General features: G+C 44.5%; 16 protein-coding genes. 4 read left to right on the top strand and 12 right to left on the bottom strand.

Annotation, left to right across the window (positions count from 1 at the left end; all coding sequences use genetic code 11):
* Positions 1-176: 176 nt before the first annotated feature.
* The 5 genes from QQL36_RS25915 to QQL36_RS25935 all read right to left on the bottom strand — a co-directional run bounded on the left by QQL36_RS25915 (position 177) and on the right by QQL36_RS25935 (position 8,533).
* Positions 177-1,682, bottom strand: coding sequence for a DUF5689 domain-containing protein (locus tag QQL36_RS25915; protein ID WP_321567249.1), 1,506 nt, complete (start codon positions 1,680-1,682; stop codon positions 177-179).
* A gap of 18 nt (positions 1,683-1,700) precedes the next feature.
* Entirely contained in the window at positions 1,701-3,194 is a 1,494-nt protein-coding gene (locus QQL36_RS25920; RefSeq protein WP_321567250.1) for a SusD/RagB family nutrient-binding outer membrane lipoprotein, read from the bottom strand.
* Positions 3,195-3,202: 8 nt separating this feature from the next.
* Positions 3,203-6,673, bottom strand: a complete 3,471-nt coding sequence (locus tag QQL36_RS25925) for a SusC/RagA family TonB-linked outer membrane protein (protein ID WP_321567251.1) — start codon at positions 6,671-6,673, stop codon at positions 3,203-3,205.
* 59 nt (positions 6,674-6,732) lie between these two features.
* Positions 6,733-7,716 (bottom strand): FecR family protein, encoded by a 984-nt coding sequence (locus QQL36_RS25930; RefSeq protein ID WP_321567252.1) that lies wholly within the window; start codon positions 7,714-7,716, stop codon positions 6,733-6,735.
* Positions 7,717-7,993: 277 nt separating this feature from the next.
* Positions 7,994-8,533 carry a sigma-70 family RNA polymerase sigma factor gene (locus tag QQL36_RS25935; protein ID WP_083726339.1) on the bottom strand — a complete coding sequence of 180 codons (540 nt, stop codon included), beginning with the start codon at positions 8,531-8,533 and terminating at the stop codon, positions 7,994-7,996.
* Positions 8,534-8,638: 105 nt separating this feature from the next.
* Between QQL36_RS25935 and QQL36_RS25940 the strand changes: the two genes are divergently transcribed.
* Positions 8,639-9,385 (top strand): ROK family protein, encoded by a 747-nt coding sequence (locus tag QQL36_RS25940; RefSeq protein ID WP_321567253.1) that lies wholly within the window; start codon positions 8,639-8,641, stop codon positions 9,383-9,385.
* A 123-nt stretch (positions 9,386-9,508) separates the two neighbouring features.
* Here the strand turns inward: QQL36_RS25940 and QQL36_RS25945 are convergent, their stop codons facing one another.
* From QQL36_RS25945 to QQL36_RS25955, 3 genes are read right to left on the bottom strand one after another with little or no spacing between them, the layout of a single operon-like run.
* Positions 9,509-9,850: a DUF4280 domain-containing protein gene (locus QQL36_RS25945; protein ID WP_083725019.1), complete on the bottom strand. Its 342-nt coding sequence runs from the start codon at positions 9,848-9,850 to the stop codon at positions 9,509-9,511.
* Between the two features lies 1 nt (position 9,851).
* Positions 9,852-10,445 (bottom strand): hypothetical protein, encoded by a 594-nt coding sequence (locus QQL36_RS25950; protein WP_083725017.1) that lies wholly within the window; start codon positions 10,443-10,445, stop codon positions 9,852-9,854.
* A gap of 10 nt (positions 10,446-10,455) precedes the next feature.
* Positions 10,456-13,503: a type VI secretion system Vgr family protein gene (locus QQL36_RS25955; RefSeq protein WP_321567254.1), complete on the bottom strand. Its 3,048-nt coding sequence runs from the start codon at positions 13,501-13,503 to the stop codon at positions 10,456-10,458.
* A gap of 154 nt (positions 13,504-13,657) precedes the next feature.
* Between QQL36_RS25955 and QQL36_RS25960 the strand changes: the two genes are divergently transcribed.
* Together QQL36_RS25960 and QQL36_RS25965 are read left to right on the top strand one after the other, a co-directional pair.
* Positions 13,658-14,284, top strand: a complete 627-nt coding sequence (locus QQL36_RS25960) for an ABC transporter ATP-binding protein (RefSeq protein ID WP_321567255.1) — start codon at positions 13,658-13,660, stop codon at positions 14,282-14,284.
* On the top strand, positions 14,285-15,382 hold the full coding sequence (locus tag QQL36_RS25965) for a hypothetical protein (protein WP_321567256.1): 1,098 nt from the start codon (positions 14,285-14,287) through the stop codon (positions 15,380-15,382).
* A gap of 22 nt (positions 15,383-15,404) precedes the next feature.
* On the opposite strand, the gene QQL36_RS25970 is transcribed toward QQL36_RS25965, so the two are convergent.
* Together QQL36_RS25970 and QQL36_RS25975 are read right to left on the bottom strand one after the other, a co-directional pair.
* Entirely contained in the window at positions 15,405-16,712 is a 1,308-nt protein-coding gene (locus tag QQL36_RS25970; RefSeq protein WP_321567257.1) for a RagB/SusD family nutrient uptake outer membrane protein, read from the bottom strand.
* A 22-nt stretch (positions 16,713-16,734) separates the two neighbouring features.
* On the bottom strand, positions 16,735-19,731 hold the full coding sequence (locus tag QQL36_RS25975; protein ID WP_321567258.1) for a SusC/RagA family TonB-linked outer membrane protein: 2,997 nt from the start codon (positions 19,729-19,731) through the stop codon (positions 16,735-16,737).
* A 453-nt stretch (positions 19,732-20,184) separates the two neighbouring features.
* Here QQL36_RS25975 and QQL36_RS25980 point away from each other — a divergent pair, with 453 nt between their 5' ends.
* A complete protein-coding gene (locus QQL36_RS25980) occupies positions 20,185-20,739 on the top strand; it encodes a hypothetical protein (RefSeq protein WP_321567259.1) in 555 nt (184 codons plus the stop codon).
* Between the two features lie 213 nt (positions 20,740-20,952).
* Here QQL36_RS25980 and QQL36_RS25985 read toward each other — a convergent pair whose 3' ends face one another.
* Both QQL36_RS25985 and pflA read right to left on the bottom strand, forming a co-directional pair.
* Positions 20,953-22,008 (bottom strand): DUF2167 domain-containing protein, encoded by a 1,056-nt coding sequence (locus QQL36_RS25985; protein ID WP_321567260.1) that lies wholly within the window; start codon positions 22,006-22,008, stop codon positions 20,953-20,955.
* Between the two features lie 262 nt (positions 22,009-22,270).
* Positions 22,271-23,056 (bottom strand): pyruvate formate-lyase-activating protein, encoded by a 786-nt coding sequence (gene pflA, locus QQL36_RS25990; RefSeq protein WP_083724999.1) that lies wholly within the window; start codon positions 23,054-23,056, stop codon positions 22,271-22,273.
* Positions 23,057-23,133 lie beyond the last annotated feature (77 nt).

Genomic DNA, 23,133 nt, shown 5'->3' on the forward strand with positions numbered 1-23,133 from the left:
TTAAGTGTTGTTGCGCCATCACCTTCTATATCGGTTATCGCTGATGTTTTTATACCATTACTTTCTATATCAGTTATCGCTGAGCCTTATTTAAGCGTCGTTGCGCCATCACCTTCTATATCCGTTATCACCGATGTTTTTATACCATTACTTTCTATATCAGTTATCGCTGAGCCTTATTTAAGCGTCGTTGCGCCATCACCTTCTATATCCGTTATCACCGATGTTGTACTAAGTTGTTTATTATTCTGCGCCCTTGCCTGTACCCACTTACCCAACGATACATTATACACTCCACCCAGCATATTAAATATCCCCAAATCCGCCGTATTATACGACAGCGCCAATGTATTAGACCCCTGACGATAAAATGGCTGTTCTTCCAGCGTGATCGGATTGATTATATCATAAAAATCGGTATTCGCAATGCGATAACCTTTCGCCGGTGGCCCAGCTGTATACAAACTACCACCCGTCGACACCCACATCACATCTACCGGTTTTGAATCTACCGTTACCACTGTATCCTGGAATACCGCCATCCCAAATGCATTCCCACTATTCGCCATCAAACCTGTCGTCGCTGTACCAAATCCATCTCCACCCGTAGTCGTATAGTCAAATGTACGTACCCAGTTAGCACTACTGATATCTGTAGATTTGGACCCATTTATTTTTTTCCCGATACCTCCTACATAAAAGAACGTTCCTTTCGCTGCCTTACCAGCATAAAGATTAAACTTGTAAGAACGCTTTTCACCTGTCGCCCACCCCTTGGATGGATAACCTGTAGGCGTGCTGGCATTGGCATTGTTCGTCACCACGAGCGCAAATGGCGTAGCTGCAAAGTCAATATCCCTCGTCGCCATCATCTGCACATATTCATAATTACCATCCGCACCACTTGCATCCGACATAAAACCAGTGATCAACACGGGTGCTATAGAAATTTCTGAACTCAATACAGTGACATCAGCAGCAGTGCGCATACGGAACACAGGCGTATTATCCGCACCTATAAACACAATACCATAGAAGTTGGCGCTCACCGGCGCAGTGATATTCGCAAACGCACTGGTATCTGCTGTACGTAACAACAAATTTCCAAAACCATCATTCAATACTTTATCGCCTTTCAATACATCTCCTTTTGCAGGCAATGGATCGAACCCACCTTTTACAACTACCGCCAATGTACTTTCAAAATCACCCGGATTCGCCAATATTGCCGCAGTCGTAACACGGTTTACCGGAATCGTATTCCCGGAAGAGATCTTCCTCATTTTCGTCAGTGATACCCCGGTCAGTTCCAACATGCCATCTGTTTTTTCCAATACTGCCCCCTGCACATCGATCAACACAGAATCTCCCGGCACATAACTATTCGCTACATCCCCCAATTGAATCGCGATCCCTCTCAGCTTTGACAAACGACGCGCATCCTGCACAATCAGCAGTCCGGCTGGCAAATTGCCTCCGCTATGATCTGATACGACCATCGCTGCTATACTCGTAGAGCCAAGCATGTTTTCTTTGCTGAGTGTAACGGGTTTTGACTTATACAGATTCCTGATATCGTATATCGAAATATAAGGGCTGATGGTTCCACCGGGATAGGTCTCACTTTTTTCACAACCCCAAATGAATAATATGAGTGGTAAGTATACTAAGAATTTCTTCATTGTAAAATGATTTTATTGTTACGGTTTCTGCCACCATACCTGTGTACTGATTTCATCTGGTCCCTGACTGGCTATCGCCAGCTTGTAGTTCGTCGGATTGGTAGACTGCACATACACCGGGTAAGTCATTCTGGCTGGCATCACACCATTATTCCGCAACCCTGCACCCTTTGGTAATTCAGGATGCCCTGTACGACGATACTCAAACCACTGCTGCATATCCGTCAGGAACAACGCATAATACTTTTGCTTATGTATTTTCTCCATCTTCTGATCCAGCGTTTCATCATTCAGCCACTCGATATCTGCCGCTGCCAGCCAGGTGGTGATGGATATAGGCCAGGTAGGAATCCACTGTGTAATGCTGTTGAGCGCACCTGTATTATAATACGTCTCTGCCGAACCACTGATCCATCCTTTCGCCGCCGCTTCTGCCAGTATAAATTCCAACTCTGCATAGTTCATCATCATCCCCGTCATCGGTTCTGTCATGAGAGAAACAGCCGATGTATTGGAATAGAAATAACATTTCTTCACAGGATTCTCACCCGGTGAATAACCACTTGGCACACCCTGATAAGAACCGGAATAAGGCGCGATCCCCCACCTGTTAAAACCTCCCGTACCATAAGTAGGTATATCAATACGTGGATCATTCCACTGAGAAAGATTATCAATAAAGAAACTCGCGATACCCGGTGAACGGAAATCCTGCTCCCTCACTGCCAGATAAGGTGATGAATAAGGCCCCACACCCGTCCATCGCAATATCGCAGATTCATCATTGCTGGTCATAATAGGATAGCTACTTTTATTCGTCTCCACGATATCCTTAATTTTCAGAATTGCTGAATCCGACTTTGCTGACACACGCAATAACAAACGCAGGTAAAGTGAGTTACCAAACTTCCTCCACTTTGCTACATCCCCATTGTACACCGGATCACTAGAACCTGTAATAGCCGTACCCGCACTCAGCAACGTATTGGCTGTATCCAGTTTTTTGAAGATATCGAGATAAATATCCTTCTGCGCATCAAAGCGAGGCTCATAGATCAGGCTGTCTTTTGCAAGGTTAGACTGGAAATAAGGAATATCCCCATAAGTATCTGTAAGTATGGAATAGATCCATGACTGACAAATGAGCGAGATCCCCATATAAGATTTATTGTAGTTCAGCTCATCACTGGATATGGTATACATATCCTTGAAGTTGGTCAACTCAGAATAGAGACCATTGTACAGATAATCTGACCAGGTTGAACGAAAGTCGTAACGGAACACCTGACCTTCTGCATCACTCATGTTCACCGTCACCTGCATCAGCTCATTGTTAAAGTTGCGGTTACGCAGCATGTTGTATGTAAGGGTATTCACCAGTGCCGGGGCCATCAATTGCGATGGCAAAGCTTCAGGCGTACCATTCGGGTTCGTATTCGTCTCCTGAAAATTTTTCGTACAGGAACTCAAAATGATACCCAGTAAAAGTATGTATGTAAATTGCTTCATCATGTCGAATATTAAAGTCCAATTACCAGATTAAAACCGAGGGTTCGTGTGGATGGGAACTGACCGATCTCAAAGCCCTGCAGTATGTCAGAACCATAGAGGGTACCAAATTCAGGATCAAACATCGGCCATGGTGACCAGATGAACAGATCACGACCATACACACCTACTGTGGCGCGCTGGAATCCCAACCTTTTTACCAACCCCTTGCTGAATGTATAGTCTATACGTGCTTCTCTGAATTTGATAAAGTCTGTACGAAACACACTACCTTCTGCATTGTCTACACCATAGTGTGAACGGTAGTATTCGTCTATATCAGTTGCGATCACATCGTTCTTACGATATTTACCATCAGTGGTCGCCACTACACCATTACCGACGATGCCGTTGTAACGGCCCGGCAGCGTCTCCTTCAGTTTACCCTGCTCTGCCATTTTATAGTGTGTAAGCGAGTGCGATACGCCACCATATTGTGCATCAAAAAGCAGGTGCAGATTGAAACCCTTATACCTGAAATCGTTCGTCCAGCCGATCTTTGCTTTTGGCAGAATGTTGCCAAGATATTTTACATCTTCTGTCAACAGTGCTACTCCCGTGCTGGCATCATAAATAACCTGACCATCCGGCGCACGCTGATAACCACGACCATACAGGTCGCCCATGCTACCACCTACTTTCGCCACGATCTGACCACCGCCTACAGGGCCAGTTCTCAATACGACAGAGCTATCGGCCAGACTCATAATACGGTTACGGTTCGCAGAGAATACCACATTGGAACTCCACGAAAATCCATTCTTCACACTAACAGGTGTTGTGTTAAGGGCGATTTCTATCCCTTCATTTCTCACATCCCCCGCATTGATCAATACCTGTGTATAACCAGATGCACGGTCTACCACCCGCTTTAAGTGCTGGTCTTTTGTATTACCTCTGTACACCGCTACATCAATACCGAATCTGTTATTCAGGAACTGTACATTCGCGCCTACTTCATAGGTAATGGTACGCAGTGGCTTCAGGTTCGGATTCGTCAGCAGATCTGGCGCTGACAAACCACCATTATACAAACTACCCGCAGATGAATAATTGTACGAAGTGAGGTAAGCAGTTGTACCACCACTACCTACGCTGGATGCAGAAAAGCGTACCTTTGCAAAGTTGATCGCCTTGGGCATATGCAATACTTCCGATGCTACAAAACTCAGGTTGGCAGCAGGATAAAAGAACCCGGAGTTAGTCGTACGGTCAGGTGTAGCCAGCGTACTGGTCCAGTCCTGTCTGCCGGTAAGATCCAGGAATAAATAATCCCTGAAACTACCCGTCACCATACCATAAAAACTATTGATGGCATATTTACTTCTGTAGGGCATAGTCACCAAAGGACCCGCTGCATTGGAGAAAGTAAAGATACCCGGGAATGTCAGTGAATCCGCACGGGTTTCATCTTTGTTATAATTATTTGTCAGGGTGCTTCCACCAGCTGTAGCAGAGAATTCAATATCTTCATTTATGCGCTTGCTGTATTTCAACAGGAAGTCACTACTTGCTTCCATAGAAAAGATATTCTGTGTACGATAACTTCCCTTTGGTAGTTTCGCACCTGCATCATACGGACGTTCCTGCGCACGCTGGTCATAAGCAAAGTCAATGGATGTTCTCACCAGTAAACTCAGTTCTTTGGTGAAGTTGTAAGTAGCCTGCACATTCCCCGTAATGCCGTTACGGTTTGTTTTGTTGATGAACTCATTTGCTACGGCAAACGGGTTTTCAGGATAAGAGCTAAAAGGGTACTTAATAGCACGACCCTCCTGGCCTTTCACCCAGTAGTCACGCAACCAGTCGATATTTGCATTGGGTTGCCAGAAGATGTACCAGTACATCAGCGATTGGTTACCATAACCTGAACCGGGTAGGTTATCACTCCCTTTATTTGTATAGTTAACTTTGGAAGAGATGGTTAGTTTGTCACTGATCTTTGAATTCACAGACATGGCAACGGTGTTACGTTTGTAACCCGTGTTTGGCACGATCCAGTCGTTGTTCACGTTTGTGAATGAAAAGCGCGCAGTGGTTTTGTCCGTACCACCATCTACACTAATGCTGTTCGTAAAAGTCTTTCCGGTCTGAAAGAATTTCTGTAACTGATTTGTATAAGGTCTCCACAGCGTTCTTTCTGTGCCTACCTTTTGCGTAACCGGATCATATTGAAAGAACATCTGTCCGTCGAACTTTGGGCCATAAGCAGAGCTGGTACCACTGGTGCTGGCGCCATCTGCAGATGTACCGTAGGAATAATAAGCGGCACCATCCAGACCTTGTCCATATTCATATTGCAACTCCGGCCAACGGTTTACCTGTTCCAGCGATTCGTTGCTATTGAAAGTAACACCTAACCCTCTTTTGTGGGGCGTACCAGCTTTGGTGGTGATGATCACCGCACCATTTGCACCACGCTGACCATAGAGCGCTGCAGCACCGGGGCCTTTCAGCACGGTAACCGATTCAATATCTTCAGCGTTCAGGTCGTTCAAACCTGTGCCATAGTCGGCAGGCATGTTGTCAGAACCTGTACCATAGGGTGTTTCACCATCTATACCTGTACGGCGTCCGCTACCATTGTTGATCACCACGCCATCTACTACGATGAGGGCTTCGTTGTCGCCATTCAGGTTGTTCTCACCACGAAGAATGATTTTGTTAGAGCCTGTAGGTCCCGCATTGGAACGAACCAGGTTAAGACCTGCTACTTTTCCGGAAAGGGCGTCTGTCCAGTTGTTAGACAAGGCGTTAGTCAGCTGTTCACCTTTAACCACTGTGGTGGCATAACCAAGCCCTTTTTCTTCTCTTTTAATACCTAATGCCGTTGTTACCACCACTTCATTCAGTGCTTTGGCATCAGGGGCCATTTGCAGGTCCAGTTTCTGTGATTCATTTACCGCTACCTGACGGGTGATATAACCTATAAAGGAAAATACGAGTGTAGGATTATTACCGGGTATCTTCAGGAAGTAGTTACCATCCGTACCGGAAATAGTGCCGATATTACCGCTTTTAATACGCACATTCACCCCCACCAGCGGTTCCCCCCGCTCGTCTGAAATACGCCCCCGTATCACAATGTCCTCGGGTTTGCGGGTTACGATAAATGTATTGCCGGTTTGCGTGAATACATAACCTGTATTTGCCAGGGCAACATGCAAAATTTCCTTTGCTGTGGCATCGTAGATCTTAATGCTGACCCGTACATTAGCATCTACATCATTAGGACTATAATTTATGAGATAACGGCTATTTTTCTGGATGTACTGAAATACATCTTTCAGAGGCTGGTTGCTCACCGTGAGGTCCAGCTTCTTTTCAATGGTTTGTGCATTGATGTTGGTCAGCCATGCTACAAAGAAGAATAATACCCATACAGAAAGTTTGGGGTAGGAAATCCCTAACGGGCATCCCCGCTTTTTTGTACATTTGTCCATTCATTTTAAAATTTAGCTTGTACTGAATTTTGGCGCCCTGTTACCGCAGGGTGCTTTTTTTACCTGATAACTATTTGATTGTCTGTAATTGTGTACTGGAAACTGCTCATCAATTTTAACTGCTGCATGATGTTTTCGATCGTATTATTCCGGAATGTGGCAGTGTATTTCCTTTTAAATAAGGTGGCATCCTTCACATCAAAGTGAACAGCGTACTTATGCTGTAATACCTGTAAGACCTGTTGTAAACCTGCATCCTGGAAAATTAATTCTCCCCTGATCCAGGCGGTTGTAGTGGCAGTGTCAATTTCCTCTTTTATAAATGTCCCGTTTCTCTTATCTGCGGTCAATCCCATACCGGCGCTCAAAACGAGTCCTTTTAAGCCGATTTTACCGCTATTTACGTTTACGATGGCAGTCTGTTCATCTTTATAATCCCTGACGGTAAAAGACGTCCCTAATACCTTTACATTGAGTTGTAGTGACCTTACATAGAATGGTCGTTTGGCGTCTTTGGCAATTTCAAAATAAGCCTCTCCTTCTTCTACATATACTATACGTGCGCTATCTTCAAATTCTTCCGGAAAATACAAGGTGGATCCGCCATTAATAGTCACCCGACTCCCATCAGACAAGTTGATGGACCCGTGATTACCATCTGCTATACGCATTGTCCTAAAGCGGCGCTCTGCTTTTTGCTCCCAGTTTAATACCCCTTTGCGTATTAAAAAACTACTCCCCAATAATAACACAAAGATGGCGGCGTAACGGCTGACATTTTTCAACAAAACAGGTTTTAATTTTAATGAAGCCAGTTTTACAGCCGGTTTCCTGTTATGCCGGAAGCGAGTCAGTGCTGTATCAATTTCTGCCTCGGGCAACTGATGTGCTATATTATTTACAAATGCATCTACGGGAAATAGTTCCGACAATTCCTGTTCAGACAGACCTTCTAATGCCTGCTGCAATTCCTGCTTACCGGCGGCGTCCAATCTGCCTGCCTGATAGTCTTCCAGTCTGTGTCTGATGTCGGAAATATTCATTTAAGAGACGTCGTTTTATATAAGAACGGCGAATTAAAATGGGCACCGACAGGAAAGTAGGTTAAGGAATTGTTACCAGAAAAAATTCATGACGGTAGGTGCTCCCAATGGGAATGAAACCCCTTACCTGATAAAATTCATGACGGTAGGTGCTCATCAATGGGAATGAAACCCCTTACCTGATAAAATTCATGACGGCGGGTGCTCCCAATGGGAATGAAACCCCTTACCTGATAAAATTCATGACGGTAGGTGCTCCCAACGGGAATGAAACCCCTTACCAGGTAAAAAAGATAGTAGCCAGACGTGAACGAAGCGAGCGAAGTACTCTACCTATATACCGTTCTACAGTTTTTTCAGACACCCCTTCCTGCAGGGCGATTTCCTTGTAAGTCAATCCGTACTCGCGATTAAGCAGGTAATAACGGCGAACCGTTTCTTCGTGATTATTAATGGTATGATTAACGATTTGCTGCTGTTCTTTAGCTTCTATAACAGTCATAGCCGGAGAGAAATGTCCGGATTCAGGGAAACTCACCTTATACGCATCGTGCTGTTTACGTTCCCGAAGCGCAACTTTCAGATGATCAAGAAAACAATTACGGGCGATGACAAGGATATAACGTGCTATTTCAGTTTCTTCTTCAGGAAGCAGGTGGAATTTTTGCCAGGCTTTCAGGTAGGCTTCCTGCGCCAGATCTTCGGCTAGTTCATTATTATTACTTATTTTTATAAGATATGCAACAGTGCCCGACCAGGTCTCTTTAAAGATCCTGTCGAAAATTGCAGCAGTATTTTCAGAATTGGAACGCATCATATAAATTGACGCACAAAATTAGGAAGTCAGTTTAAAGTGAGTGTTAAGTTATTATAAACAAAATCGGTGTGACTTTTGTATTGATTTGCATAAATTTTTAATAACATGGCAGAGACAGGACATATTTTAGCGATTGATGTGGGTGGGTCGCATATCAAATGTACGATCCTCAATGATAAAGGGGAATGGCAGATGGAGTATAAGCGGGTAAAAACGCCGGAGGCAGCCACCCCCGAGAGTGTGTTAAGTACCATACAGGGTTTGGTACAAGGCATGCCGGAATATGATAAGATCTCTGTTGGATTTCCAGGGTATGTAAGGAATGGTATCGTGTATACGGCACCGAACCTGGGAAATCCGAACTGGAAGAATATTGATTTGGGACAGCGTATTGCGGATTTGCTGAATAAACCGGTGAGACTGGTAAATGATGCGGATCAGCTGGGACTGGGTGTTGTAAGTGGCAAGGGGTATGAGCTGGCGGTAACACTGGGAACTGGGTTTGGAACAGCGGTTTTGATTGATGGGTATTTACTGCCGCACCTGGAACTGGCACATCACCCCTTGACGAAGGAGCATGATTATGACGAATATATAGGCAATAAGGCGTTGGAAAAAGAAGGGTTGGAAAAGTGGAATAAGCGGATGGAACGGGTGATGGAGGTGCTGAAAGTTGTGTTTAATTACGATCGGTTGTATTTGGGAGGGGGAAATGCGGATAAGATTAGTTTTAAACTGGATAAGAATGTGATATTGTTTACGAATAAAGATGGGATTAAAGGAGGGGCGAAATTGTGGGAGATGGAGGATAAGTATCATATCAGTACTAATTTTCCCAAAAATAAACAGTAAAAATTGAGGGAGATTGCTTCGCAATCTCCCTCAATTTTTAAATGCTGTATTTCGGCCGTCGAAAGACGGCCGAAATACAGCATTTAGGCAATCCCTGCTTCGCTAGCGCGTTTGGCGGTCCTTCTATTCTTCAGTAGCAGCGAAACCATTTTGCCCTGTCGATGCAAAAGAAATCTTTCCACCCAACCCGCACATACAATACGATTTATCTGTCAATTCCTTATCTGATCCAATCACATCCAATACCGTCGTATCCATCCACGCCGTAGGCTTCGGCATACACGGCTTCTGCGTTACACTACACACCCCAAACGGCGGTATATTCGTATTCGCTCCTTTATCCTTCTCCGTCGCCACCAGCTTATCTTCTATATACACATACGACTGACTGGTGACCTTTAGCACAGCTGGTGCCGCACCCTTATCACACTTCATCCGGGCGGTATCTGTAATAATTGTAAGCATATCAGTTATCGTGATGAGTAGATGTTTTAATTGTAATCACCTTGCCAGTCACCGCATCCAGATTCACATGCTTCAGCTGAATATCCGCCCCACCTATATGCCCGTCTTCATGCGTCACTATCCAGCGATCGCCAATAGTATCTGACTTTCTATTGATGCTCGTCCAGCGATCTGCCAGTGACAGATTATTGCGTTTCAGGAATTCCATCACCTTATCGAGCGTAAAAGTATATGGCGCATCGTAGTTCACAGATTTTTGTTCAACTCCCTGCTCATTGAAGAAACGCCACGTACCCAGGCGGAACACACTTTTATTGAACAAGTCACCTTCCTCCTTGAGTGTACCATTTTTATAATATTCACGATAGTGATCAATATACGTATCGGGTTTACTGGTCGTTTCGGCATATCCCCCATCAAAGTCGGTCTGTCTTACCTTCACACCATCGTGCTCAAAGGTATACTCACCTGCCTGTTTGTTTTTATTATAGGTCTCTATATCGAATCGGTTGTTCATATTTGTTTGTTTGGTTTGTGCACAGGCCGCAAATGAGTGGATGATGATCAGTACGGCAAGCCAGAACTTTTTATACATATTGATTGATTTATTCTTTTCCTACATTCGCTCTCACCTTCTCCCACTGCCACTTCCAGGTACTGATACGCGTCTTGCCATATTGGTGCGAATAGTCCATGATATTCTCAGTTTCACCAATCTTAAACACATGACTGCCACTATTGTCAAACGTGTGATACAGTCCCATTGCATGCAGCAATTCGTGGGTGGTCGTAGCAGTATTATGGGTATTGAAGAGCACTACACTCTTCGCCACTATATCTTTGGCGCCACCATTCAGGCCCTGGTAATTGCTTCCGGCCATATACCCGCCTTCTTCATCAAAGAAGAATACTTTGTAATAGTCTTTGTAAGTAGCATGCTTTGCATTGAAGGCCGTTTCCAGTGAATCGTGGATCTGCTTACCTCCCGGATAAGCATTCACAGCAGTGGAACCGGAAGCCGTGGTCAATGCATTCGTTTTGATAGCTGCATCTGCCGTCATATCCAGTTCTTCTTCTACCAGGTTCAATAAAATTAAACCCTGATTCATATATTTTTCCAGAAAAGCCTTTTCTCCGGTGGTCTTGCCTGTATTTACACTTGTCCCAAATTTGGTCTTCACTTTCACAAAAACCACATTTGCTTTATAACGTACTTTGTTTTTGACAACAATCAATTTTCCGGCCAGCTTAGGCGTATCCAAAGTACCATCTGCTTTCTTAGTATAAGCCATCACTTTTATTTCCTGATCTGCATCTGATTCTTTCAAACATTCTACTGTCAGTTCCAGTTTATGACTACCCTTACTCTTTGGTGTGATCTCCTTTTTATCGCATTTGATAAATTCATCCTTGAATAACAGCTCTATTTTTTCCGGCTCTTCATCTACTTCTACAAGCAACTGCACAGTAGCTTTCGTATTATTATAACTCTTACCACCGGGGAATAAGCATAACCATGACTGGTAGTATTCCGCCGTCGTTTTACCATCCGCTTCCTTCTTCCATGGAATGAGTGCCGGACTGTAACGGGTAGTTTTCAGTGTATTAAATTTAGCATCGCTTTGTGTAAACACAGCGCCAGACTGGGTGGCATAGACACTGCCATAGCTACCTACAATCTTTTTATATTCTACATCACCCACAATGCTGGTATCTTTGATACGCAACCAGTCAAAGCCATACTCTCCTGTCCACCCACTTTTTGGGCGGAAGCTTACAATCACTTTAGCCGGAATTTCCGGTTTTGCTGTTTCGTAAGTATCTGCTTTATTATAGTGTTTATTGCCCTGCTCACCTTTCATGTGCAACTCACCTTTACTATTTGCCAGGATCTTCTCATCGCTGTGCAGCATGATCTGGCTCTGGCCTGCGGCATAAAGTTGCTGGGCTTCTATCTTGATTTCATCTTTTGAATTGAATAGCGCCTTGCCCGCCTGCATGTGCAGGAAGTCAGCAATCATCTGCGTCATGAGTGGCGTATTCACGACCATTGCTTTCATCACATTCATGAGCAGCTGTCCGCCTACGTTCATCTCCATTTGCTCACCCACATTGATGTTCATGTTGCGGGCATTCAGCGTCATGTTCTCCGGCGCAGTGATTTCGATGCTGGATGTGCTGGTATTTAGGTAAATGACATTACTGTTTTTGTCAGTGATAGTAATGCTTTCACTACCATCCGTATCATCCAGACGAATGACATGGCCACTGCGGGTTTTGATCACCTTCAGGTTATTCTGCGCATCACCAAAACCTGTCTTTGCCGTACCATTGTACGTGGTACCTGTTACAAAAGGTGCTTCGGGATTCCCTCCTTCAAAGTCTACCCATACCTCCTCCCCTTTTTCAGGCATGAAGTAAATACCTTTGTCCGAACCGCTGTGTGCATTCAGCACACGTATCCAGGGAGTTGTACCGCTCTCCTGCCAGCGAAACCGAACCTTTACACGGCCCAGACCTTTGGGGTCATGGTTCTCAATCACGGTGGCGCTTTGTGGCTCGCAATATGGAATGGCATGCAGGTCTATGTACGGTACAGCCGTATCCGCAGGAATGGCTTCGAATGTATTTACATAAAGACCATTATCCGTACAGGAATGTTGCAATGAAGTAATAAGGAATTGTCCATGATCTTCGGTAGATAGAAAGTTTTCTCTCACCGTAATCAAATCCCCAATTCTTAAAGACGTTTCATTGGAGCGGCCTTTCATCACCACCATGCTGGCGGCTTTGCCTTTATACTGCAAGGTAGTCAGATCGTCTACCTGCGACTGGGCACTACTGCTAAAGCCATAGTTCATTTTGTACAGCGAGGGTTTGCTATAGAGCTGTTTGCTCACCTCCTGCACATGGGTGCTGTATTGATTCGTACCACTGCCAGCCTGTGATTGCGTGTCATTGTTCACCACAGATTCCTGGCGGTAGTCATAGCCATTCAGTTTTAAGTTGTTTGGCTTTACATCCAGTGCCAGGTCAAAATCCAGTAAATTCACCTGGTGGATTAATTCAGTTTGCCGGTTTTTGTACTGCCCGAAAATGAGTTGTTGCCCGTCGTAAAAGAACCATTCACCATAGCGTGCCGCGAGGCGGGACACAAAGGTGTAAGCGGTTTCCTTGTATTGAACAATGTACTTGAGCGACGCTGTGTTATTGGGTTTGACCGATAACGGCGGCATGAGTGGGCCCCCTGATTTAAGCACAGTATCAATGATGTCGCTGAGCGGACGGCGCTCAAATGTAGCGATGTGGGGATCGTTTTCCAGCAAAATATCGGGGCTGAAACCTCTGATCACACAGAAACCGTTGGTACCATCGTTTTCTTTGCCGGCATTGATACCGGTAACAATGCCATCAAAAATCAATGGTTGAGCAGTGCTCAATGGATCCGCGGGTTTGATGCTGATTTTGATTTCTTTGCCAAGAAAGTTCTTACTGGCGTTGAACAGACCTTTTCCTAACTTATTCAACCAATCGTAGCTAATGAGAATTTCAAATGAATGATGTCCTCTGATTTGCTGGTACAGATTGAGTGAATGAAATGAGGAAAACAGGTTCCCATCAATGGAGAATGAAGTTTGGGTATGTAAAGACATGGTTAAGGGTTAAAAAATCAAGGTGAATATACGAAAAAATATTAATTACGAATAGATGCACCCTGCCTGCGGCCAACTAATTTTCTCCAAAAAATATTGTTAAAAAACAGCAGCGGTCTCATCACCCATAAATATTTTTTATATATTGATAGCTATGCTTCAACTCACAAATGTTCGCAAAGCCTATCAGGGAAAAGTAATCCTCAATATACCTTCCCTCCTGCTGGATCCCGGCATCTACTGGATACAGGGCGCCAATGGGTCAGGCAAATCCACGTTACTGAAAATCATCGCCGGCATGGTGCCTTTTGAAGGAGAGATCACCTTCAAAGACAGCAGTCTCAGGCATTCACCCCTCATTTACAGACAACACATAGGTTGGGCTGCAGCAGAACCGCTCTTCCCTCCTTTTATGACAGGCATGGATCTCGTGATCCTGTACCAGCGGATCAGGAAAGTGCCACAACCCGAAATCGATCGGCTCATAGAACGGTTTAATGTCGGTAACTTCATACAGGGACAAGCTTCCGCATATTCCGCAGGGATGACCAAACGATTGTCGCTGTTACTGGCCTTCATCGGAAATCCTGCTCTTATTATACTGGATGAACCATTGACGACACTGGATACGAATTCATTTACACTCATCTCTGATCTGATACTGGAATTCAACCAGAAAGCCGGCACTTCATTTTTAATGAGCTCACACCAGGACCTGGATACCAGTTTATTAAATGCACAGCGGGCACTCACAGTTATTAACCAAAGCATCATACAATAAATGACAAGATATCTACTCCGTTCATTGGTTTCACCCTTCTTCAGAGAGAATGGCGGGTTGATCATTTTCATTTACACCATGACGGTGTTTATTGTCAATTCCCAATCTGGCGCAGGCGTATATGAATATCATTTATTCCTGGTACTGGGTACTTTCAGACATGCGGGTATGATGAGCATGGTGTTTTTACTTTGGTTCCTGTATACGAGAAAGTTTACCGCCTTTGTGGTCACGGAAATATATAAACCTGAAAATATGTTCCTGCATGTATTCAATTATCTCAGTAAAAAAAAGCAGACAGGATTACTATTCATTGCCACATTTTTATTGATGATACCCGTGTGGGCGTATGTGATCTTTATAGTAAGAACAGGTATTCAATATGGCTATATCGGAGGTGTATGCCTTGTGATCGGTTATTTATTATTGCTGTGCTTACTCTCCGCGCTCTGGTTGGGAAACAGGCTAAGACACATTGCGGAAGGAAATGCACCGGTGCTGAAATCTTTTAAATTCACTTCTATGACAGGGATGCTTTTGCGATACATAGCCACGAAACAACTTGTTACATGGACAGGATTAAAGATCTTCACATGTGGCCTGCTATACCTCATTGCTGTCAATAATTCAATGAAATATTATGATGGACAAACCATCTTTATTGTAATAAGCTTAGGTATTTTAGGCAATGGCATATTGGTATACAGATGCAGGGAATTTGAAGATGTGTATTTGAATTTTTATAGAACAATGCCGGTATCACTAAGTATGCGATTCCTTGAATATGCATTACTGGATTTTATATTGATCATCCCCGAGGTATTGTTGTTAGTACTGTTAGTACCCAAACACATGCCGCTGACCGATGCTGCTATCTTTTTTTTATGTGGGTATAGCAGTATGTTGCTGATGACGAGTCTTACCTTCTACAGGCATTTTACAAAATCACAGTTCTATAAGATCTTATCAGTCGTACTTTGTGTACAGTATATTTTTTTATTGACAGTAGGCTTACCGGCCCTTTATATTTCACTTACAATGATCGCCATCGCGCTGTTCAGGTGGAGATATTATAAATATGAAACGCTTCTGCCTTAAAAAAACAGAAGCGTTTCTATTTTTATTGATTGCTTTCGCTTTGAGGTAATGGGAAATGACTCCACACATCATCATCTGCTCTGTCTACAGGAAGTGTATGCAACAATACATATCTTCTCATATCAATCCATCTATGTCCTTCCATGAACAGGGAATACCGCCTGTTGTACAATAATTCCGTCGTCAAAGCAGCAGTGGTCAAAGCGCCTGCATATGCTGTCAGATTGTGGGCAGTACGTATACGGTTCAGGGCCACTATCGCATTCGGAAAGTTATTTGTTTGAATATTAGCTTCTGCATAGATCAAAATGAGTTCTTCATTGCGAATAATGCTCACAGGCGCATTCAGTGAATTCCAGACAATCACATCTCTGTTGCCGGTCAATCCATTCTGACTGGCAGACGAATTACGTACCTGTGTTTTATTGATCCGATCATCACCCGGCACAATGTCATTAGCATAAGAAGGATGCGCTATCCGCACTTCCCCATTACTATTTGGTGCGATATACAATGTGTTGGAAACATCTCCCCCATTGGTAGAGAAAAAATGCCATACACCTGTCGTAAGATTCCCATTCAGGTCAAAGAAAGATTCATTCAAAGCAGTCAGCGCTTCCGCCCATTGCTTACGATATAAATGCACCCTTGCAGCCAGTGCCCTGTTGAATTTCAACAAGCCCGCAGCATCCGAAAATCCTGCAAAACCACCTGACAAAGGGAAGATAATATCTGCACCTGTAAGGTCCGCCTTTCCATCATCCAGGAATTGTAATACTGAATCCAATACAATACCCGGATCAGTGATCACCGGTCCCTGTGCTGCGCCATTGGCCACCGGAATGCGGGCCCCACTGGAATCCGTCATATTGATATTGAGTAATAACTGGTAACCTATCAAAGTCTTTGCATATCCGGAAAATCCTTTCTTCTGCGCATCACTCGCTACAGATCCGCTGGTATGACTAATGGCCTCCAAAAGAATAAAACACTGCCGCATCACCTGATAACGGGATGCCCAGGGATTGGTCAGGTAAAAAGTATTATTGTCCAGCACCTTCGTACCACCACCCAACATATCTGTTGTATAACGGGGTTCTGAACTGGAAAAGCGATAGACTTCACGACCAATAATCCCTTCTGCATCCAGGTAAAAATTGATACTGGTACGCATACCCGATTCAGCACCGGTAGCGAGATTAAATAAGTCACTTCGGGTTGGATTGCCTGTTACACCACCCACCACCGGCGTATTCAGACTGTTTATTTCTCCCTTCTGACAGGCATTCAGCAATATTAGCAGACAGAAGGCTATTATGTTGTGTTTCATGTGTCAATGTTTTTAAAAAGGATCAGAAATCTACACCAATATGGAAACTGGCTCTCTTCGATGCAGGGAAAGGCATTACATCCACCCCTGTGGACAAACCATTGCTACCACGGCTGGAAGAAGTGCTGATGGTATTACTACCAAAATTGGATACTTCCGGATCATACCCTACATAATGGGTCCAGGTAAAGAAATTGTTCGCTGATACACCCAGCCGGATACCGGAAATGGTTTTGGTATTTTTTAACGGCACATTGTAATACAACCCGATTTCGCGGATGCGCACATAACTGGCATCCTGTACATAAATGCTGGCATCGCCGGCACCTAAGCGGTATACGCCTGCTTTCTGTCCATTGATGATATCATCATAATCGAAGGAGGTTGCCCCCGCATCGGTGAGCAACTGGGTCAGGTTGATATTATCCCCGCCTTTCTTCCAATGCAGCAGGAAACGCAGTGACCAGTTTTTAAACACCGTCACTTCATTGTAGAAGCTCATCTGGAATTTAGGCTCTGAGTTCCCGATCAGTTTCAGGTCACTCCCTACAGTACCTTTGATCTGTGTGGCGGGCTGACCTTCTTCGAGGTAGAATGTACCAAGTGAGTTACCAAATGCACCAATGGCATACGGAGGAATCACCAGTCTGGTGACCTTGCTACGGTTGTACCACCAGTTGATAGACGAAGTCCATTTGATATTCGTTTTATTGACAGGCACCAGGTTCAATCCTATTTCCACACCCTGATTTTTCAGGTCGCCGCTGTTTTTCCATTCAGCGCTGTAACCGGAGGATGCTGCCAGCGAGTGACGCAACAGTACATCCTGAATTCTTTTATTGTAATAAGTTGCTTCCAGGCTAATACGGCCATTCAGCACACTGATGTCCAAACCGGTTTCAAACTCCTCCTGTCTTTCAGGTTTGATATCTGGATTTCCCTGCAGATTATCGACCAATACACCGGGCAGACCATCGATATTACTACCCAGCATGCCGGTGAACTTACTGCTGTAAGGCGGTACATTGCCTGACTGTCCATAGGCCGCCCTGATCTTGAGGTTATCGACATTATCGATTGACCACCCTTTCAATTTGGTGAAGTTGAAAGAGAATGCGCCTTTCGGGAATGCATAGTACTTTTTGTATTCACCATTATTGGTAGAACGGTCAAAACGAACACCACCACTCAACGTAATGGCTTCAATCAGGGAAAGGTCTTCCTGTATGAAAACACCATTGTCCCTGAATTTGGATCGAAACTGTCGGGTAGCCGTATTGGCACTGGCATCGACATTGCTCTGACCTGCTACAATATTGGTAGCCACCGTTACGATGTTATCAAAATACCCGGTTTCCAATGTGGCACCTACAGTACTCGTCAGGCTGATAGCCGGTGTTGGCGTAAAAGTATTGGCGAGGAAACCACCGAGGTTGGTATTGAGGTTATTGGTATTGCCCTGAATGGAATGTCCCTGTTTTGAATTTTCTTCAAACTGCAGGTCACGTGGAAAGAGGGCCATCGTTTTATAATTGAAATAGTCCACTCCACCACGACCAATAAAGCGGGTATGAGAATGCTCGCTTTGTTGCAGGTGCACTTCCAGGTTACCTCCACCGACAAAACGGTTGGTAGTTTCATTGTTCGTCATCTTATCGCGGGTTTCCAGGGGGTTGGAAGCGGCGAAAGGATTGCGTGGATATTCCCCCAAAGCATTGGGATGGAGGTCAACGAAATTGGGGGTGGAAGAGAGCGCTACGCCATAGCTGACGCCATTGTTATCGTTGTTGGTTAAGCCCCTGTCGGCAGAAGAATAGATGTAGTTCGTCGTGACACCGAGCGATACCCGGTCACTGAGTTTATGGTCAATATTGAGGCGAACGGAGTTGTTAAAATAACCGGTACCTTTTACAATTCCTTCTTCCTGACGGCGGTTGCCCGAGAGGTAGAAAGTTGTCTTGTCTCCACCACCGCTGATGGCGAGATTGGTGTTTAGCACCTGCCCTTTCTGGCCAAACATTTCCTTTTCATAATCGAAGATCCTGCCGGCACTTTGGGCGTCGGTAAATTGCGTTTTATAGGCTTCTCTTTTGGCGATTACATCCGGATCAGTATTATCTGCACTACCGGCAAGATCGGCCGCCGTTTCGGCTGTAAATGGCCTTACACCCATCAGGTGTCGCACCTTCACAAAGCCGACTTCCTGGTTAAGGCTCACTTTTGTTTTGCCTGCCCTTCCTTTTTTGGTAGTAATGATCACCACCCCGGCAGCGGCTTTGGCACCATACATAGCGGCGGCAGAAGCGCCTTTGAGGATCTCAATATTTTCAATATCGGTGGGGCTCAGGTCTGCAATACGGCTGGAGGGGTTGTCCTGGTTATTGGGGTTTCCGGCAGTAGCGGCGCCGGTTACGTCATTGAGGCCGGCAGGGATACTGCTGTTATTAAAGAAGATACCATCTACAACATACAGCGGTTGCGAGTTACCAAATACCGAGGTGATACCCCTGAGTTTGACGGTGAAACCACCACCTGGGGCGCCGGAATTGGCAGAGATCAAAGCGCCCGGGACCTTGCCACTGAGGGCGGCGTCGAAGGTCTGTGCGGGGGCCACGCCACTGAGTTGATTGGCAGAGATGGTGGCGACGGCATTCGCAAGATTACTTCGTTTGATGCTTGTAGCGGCGCCGGTCACTACTACTTCATCAAGGTGAGCAAGGTCTTCATCCAGGGTCAGGTTGAGGATAGCCTGATTGTTAGTGAGGCGGATAGTTTGGGTTTTGTACCCGGTATAGCTGATCACTAACGTGGAGGCACCGGCGGGAAGGGCGATGGAATATTTACCGTTGGCGTCGGACATAGCGCCCCTGCTGGTATTGAGCACCCGGATGGTTACACCGGGTACTACCTGACCGGTTTTCGCATCTCTTATTTGTCCGGTCACATTTTGCTGCGCGAATAATGCATAAGTACAGAATAGGCATAACAGTAGCAGCAAGCTAAATTTTTGCAAAAGCATAGCTTGAAGGGTTTAGAGTGTGAGTTGAAATTTGACTGGTTACAGACTACAAAATTTTGGTTATTAAAAGCTGTCGTGGTTCCTGCTAAATGGGTTCAACACGGTTTCAGGGGCGCAGGTGATTATTACTCTGTCGGCATCAGATCGATGCGGCAGATTACGGAATTTTTCAGGGTTTTCACTTTTTTTATTTGGAGGGATTGGGTTATTTTTTATAAAGTAAGTATTAATACTCTGTAAAAGGGCGGTATCAACTGAATGATACCGCCCTTTGTCTTTAGTGTAACTTCGATGCTAATACATCACCATAAGTACATTATAAGTACACTTGTATATCGATTGGATATTGAGGTGAAGATTTAGTGATGTATTAGTACTCATTTAGTATTATAGTTACACTATAGTTCCAGCGTATGTAGTAACATTGTTTCTGTAACCTCAAAATTGTTTGTTATGGCACTTGTAAAAGACAACATACTCCTCCAACTCGTACGGGGAACGCTCGGCGATCAACTCACGATTTACGAACGGAACGGACAGATAATAATGGCGAAGAAGCGCGGTCCGTCAAAGAAAAAGCCGACGAAAAAACAGCTGGAAGCAAGGTATAAGATGAAAATAGCGGCGGCTTATGCGCGGTCGATTCTGGAGGATCCGGAGTTGAAGGCTTATTATAAGTCGCTGGCAGGGCCTGGGCAGAATGCTTATAATATGGCGGTGAAGGATGCTTTCAGATCGCCTGAGATTCAGAATATCAGGTTTGAAGAGATGGATGTAGTGGTGACTACGAAAGATGAATTCCGGGTAGTGGATGTGGATGTACGGGTACATGATGCGGCGGGTACTATGCTGGAAAGAGGGAAGGCAGTGTTGGGCAGGAATGGGGTAGATTGGTATTATAAAGCAGCGGTGTTGCCTGCAGGAGGCAGGGTTGTAGCGGTGGCGGTAGATTTGCCGGGGAATGAAACGCTGAGGGAGTTGGTGATTGTGGGGGATGGAGGGAAATGAGAAGCCGCCTCATATTCGTAATGAGACGGCTTTGTATGTAAAGATTGGGACTTTGTTTTTGGAGAATGATTTTAGAGGGCAGGCTTTCAGGTTCCTGTTTTTTCGGGGCCTGTTTCTCAGTATGCTACTTTTCGGGTTCCAGTTTTCCGGGGCCTGTTTCTCAGTGTCCTACTTTTCGGGGTCCTGATTTTCCGGGTTCTGTTTCTCAGTGCCCTACTTTTCAGGATCCAGTTTTTCGGGGTCCTGATTTTCTGATTCCAGCTGCCCTGGATCCAGCTTTTCGTGGCCCTGAATTTCCGATTCCTGCTTCTCGTCTTCTTGTTTTTCGTCTTCTTCTATTGCTGGTATCTCTTTAGAATTCTTCTCTTTTTTACCCGTAAATAACTTTCGGATAAAACCACCTAAAGCAACAAATCCTAAAAGAATAAATTTCCAGAAAGCAGCACCAAATTTAACAAGAAGGGCAAAGAAACCTACCTTGGCAAGCACTTTGCCAGCGATCAGACCACCAATAGTATAAGCAGCTACCTTATCGATTTTTGGATCAAAATCCTTGTAAGCATTACCACTTGTGAACTTCGCCATTTGCAACACTTTATCTATATCAGCTTTTACCAGCGGCAATTCATTCATAGTACATATTGCATTCATAGAAAGCACCCCATCACGACCTAATATCCTGATTTCGTAGTTCAGTGTATGGGGCGTGTCTTCTCCGAATTTAATTTCTCTGGCCCAGTGAAGCACTTTGTTTTCCTTGTCGTAAAAAGGAGATTGTGCCCAGCCCATCATATGAATTGGCTGGTAACCATTCTTTACTCTTTCCGTATTTGCTTCAACTTCTTCCTTTTGAATATCTTTCAGCAGGTCATCATAATTGATCTTTGATGCATCATAGTCCTTTACATAACCGATGTTTTCATATCGTACCACAAAAGCATAGCTGATCGAATCAAAAGCATCAGCATTAGCAGGAAAAATCATCCCCAGAATATCATCTGACACTGAAGGCGGGTTGCCCCACAAATCGGTCAGAATATACTTGCTCTGTGCTGCATTCAGGAATTTAAAGCCCGCAGGTACATTGATATCAGCCTTACCGCCGGACAAGTGAATCAAACCAGATTCCCACTTTTCCGACTGCTTTACTGAGTCTACGAATTTGCTGTATTGTTTTTCAGCCATGGCAATCGAATCGTCCACGGGAGTGGCCGCTTTCAGGCCCGGCGCAAGTAGGAGCACGCTGGCCAGGTAAAGGAATTTTCGCATATAGAGGTATAAATTAAAGACTGTAAAAGTGGGAATAATTTTGATGTATCCGTAATATATTGGACGGAAAATGGGTTTCAGAGGATGGATTTAATCCAGTAACCTATGGATGTTACAGGTGCGTATTGGAGTTACTTACGCAAGTATCGTTTTGACGGGTAAACAAAAAAAGCATACAGTTAGCAATTAACCGATGCCTTCATTTTATTATTAGAAAATCATTTTCCTGAATGGAAGAAACCTTATCCAGCTACCGTAGGCGTTATTTCAGCACTACATTATTAAAGTACTTATTAAATATATGTACAGCTGTTTTTTTACCCTCGAGTGTAGGCCCCTCAATACCTTTCAATGGATAATTCATTTTCAGCAATTCCCATTTATGGCTGCCTAACTGATGAAAAGGAATGATCTCTACCCTATCCACTGTTTTATATCTTGTAAAATGCTTGGCCCATTCTTCCAGGTACTCTACCTGATCTGTCCATCCGGGAACCAATACATACCTCAACCACATCCGCTTACCAGTAGATTCACGGTAGGCAGCAAGGTCCAGCGTATTCCGGTTACTCAGGCCAGTAAGTTTATGATGCCATTCATCATTAATATGTTTTACATCAAGCAGTAACAGGTCAGTATGTTCCATTAATTCATGGGTAGCATCATCATTCAGACGGCCATTGGAATCCAGACAGGTATTGATTCCTATCTCATGGAGCGCTTTAAAAAAGGTAGTGATCTTGTTGCGTTGCAACAGTGGCTCCCCTCCTGAAACGGTGACACCGCCATCCTTTCCAAAATAAGTGCGCTGTCTGTCTGCTCTTTTCACCAATTCGTCAATACCAATCAACATTCCACCTTTCACATCAAGTGTATCAGGATTCTGGCAGTAAACGCAGCGGAATTGACATCCCTGTACAAATACAACCATTCTAACGCCAGGTCCGTCGTGTGTGCCAAATGTTTCAAGAGAGTGAATACGCAAATGTTCCGGATCATCGAGGTTGAGCGCGGCGGCCTCGAGGTCCTGTAAAGGAAAGTACAACATAGTCTTAAAAAGGAAGGTCGATAGAAGACAGAGACAAAACAGCGGACCGCAGATGCGATCCGCTGTTGTCTTACTTA

The sequence above is a fragment of the Chitinophaga sp. LS1 genome (genome assembly GCF_034274695.1).
Classification (GTDB): domain Bacteria; phylum Bacteroidota; class Bacteroidia; order Chitinophagales; family Chitinophagaceae; genus Chitinophaga.

Bases quoted from the DNA above. Each gene is read 5' to 3' on its own strand.
- QQL36_RS25915 (WP_321567249.1), bottom strand. From the start codon at position 1,682: ATGAAGAAATTCTTAGTATACTTACCACTCATATTATTCATTTGGGGT.
- QQL36_RS25920 (WP_321567250.1), bottom strand. From the start codon at position 3,194: ATGATGAAGCAATTTACATACATACTTTTACTGGGTATCATTTTGAGT.
- QQL36_RS25925 (WP_321567251.1), bottom strand. From the start codon at position 6,673: ATGGACAAATGTACAAAAAAGCGGGGATGCCCGTTAGGGATTTCCTAC.
- QQL36_RS25930 (WP_321567252.1), bottom strand. From the start codon at position 7,716: ATGAATATTTCCGACATCAGACACAGACTGGAAGACTATCAGGCAGGC.
- QQL36_RS25935 (WP_083726339.1), bottom strand. From the start codon at position 8,533: ATGATGCGTTCCAATTCTGAAAATACTGCTGCAATTTTCGACAGGATC.
- QQL36_RS25940 (WP_321567253.1), top strand. From the start codon at position 8,639: ATGGCAGAGACAGGACATATTTTAGCGATTGATGTGGGTGGGTCGCAT.
- QQL36_RS25945 (WP_083725019.1), bottom strand. From the start codon at position 9,850: ATGCTTACAATTATTACAGATACCGCCCGGATGAAGTGTGATAAGGGT.
- QQL36_RS25950 (WP_083725017.1), bottom strand. From the start codon at position 10,445: ATGTATAAAAAGTTCTGGCTTGCCGTACTGATCATCATCCACTCATTT.
- QQL36_RS25955 (WP_321567254.1), bottom strand. From the start codon at position 13,503: ATGTCTTTACATACCCAAACTTCATTCTCCATTGATGGGAACCTGTTT.
- QQL36_RS25960 (WP_321567255.1), top strand. From the start codon at position 13,658: ATGCTTCAACTCACAAATGTTCGCAAAGCCTATCAGGGAAAAGTAATC.
- QQL36_RS25965 (WP_321567256.1), top strand. From the start codon at position 14,285: ATGACAAGATATCTACTCCGTTCATTGGTTTCACCCTTCTTCAGAGAG.
- QQL36_RS25970 (WP_321567257.1), bottom strand. From the start codon at position 16,712: ATGAAACACAACATAATAGCCTTCTGTCTGCTAATATTGCTGAATGCC.
- QQL36_RS25975 (WP_321567258.1), bottom strand. From the start codon at position 19,731: ATGCTTTTGCAAAAATTTAGCTTGCTGCTACTGTTATGCCTATTCTGT.
- QQL36_RS25980 (WP_321567259.1), top strand. From the start codon at position 20,185: ATGGCACTTGTAAAAGACAACATACTCCTCCAACTCGTACGGGGAACG.
- QQL36_RS25985 (WP_321567260.1), bottom strand. From the start codon at position 22,008: ATGCGAAAATTCCTTTACCTGGCCAGCGTGCTCCTACTTGCGCCGGGC.
- pflA (WP_083724999.1), bottom strand. From the start codon at position 23,056: ATGTTGTACTTTCCTTTACAGGACCTCGAGGCCGCCGCGCTCAACCTC.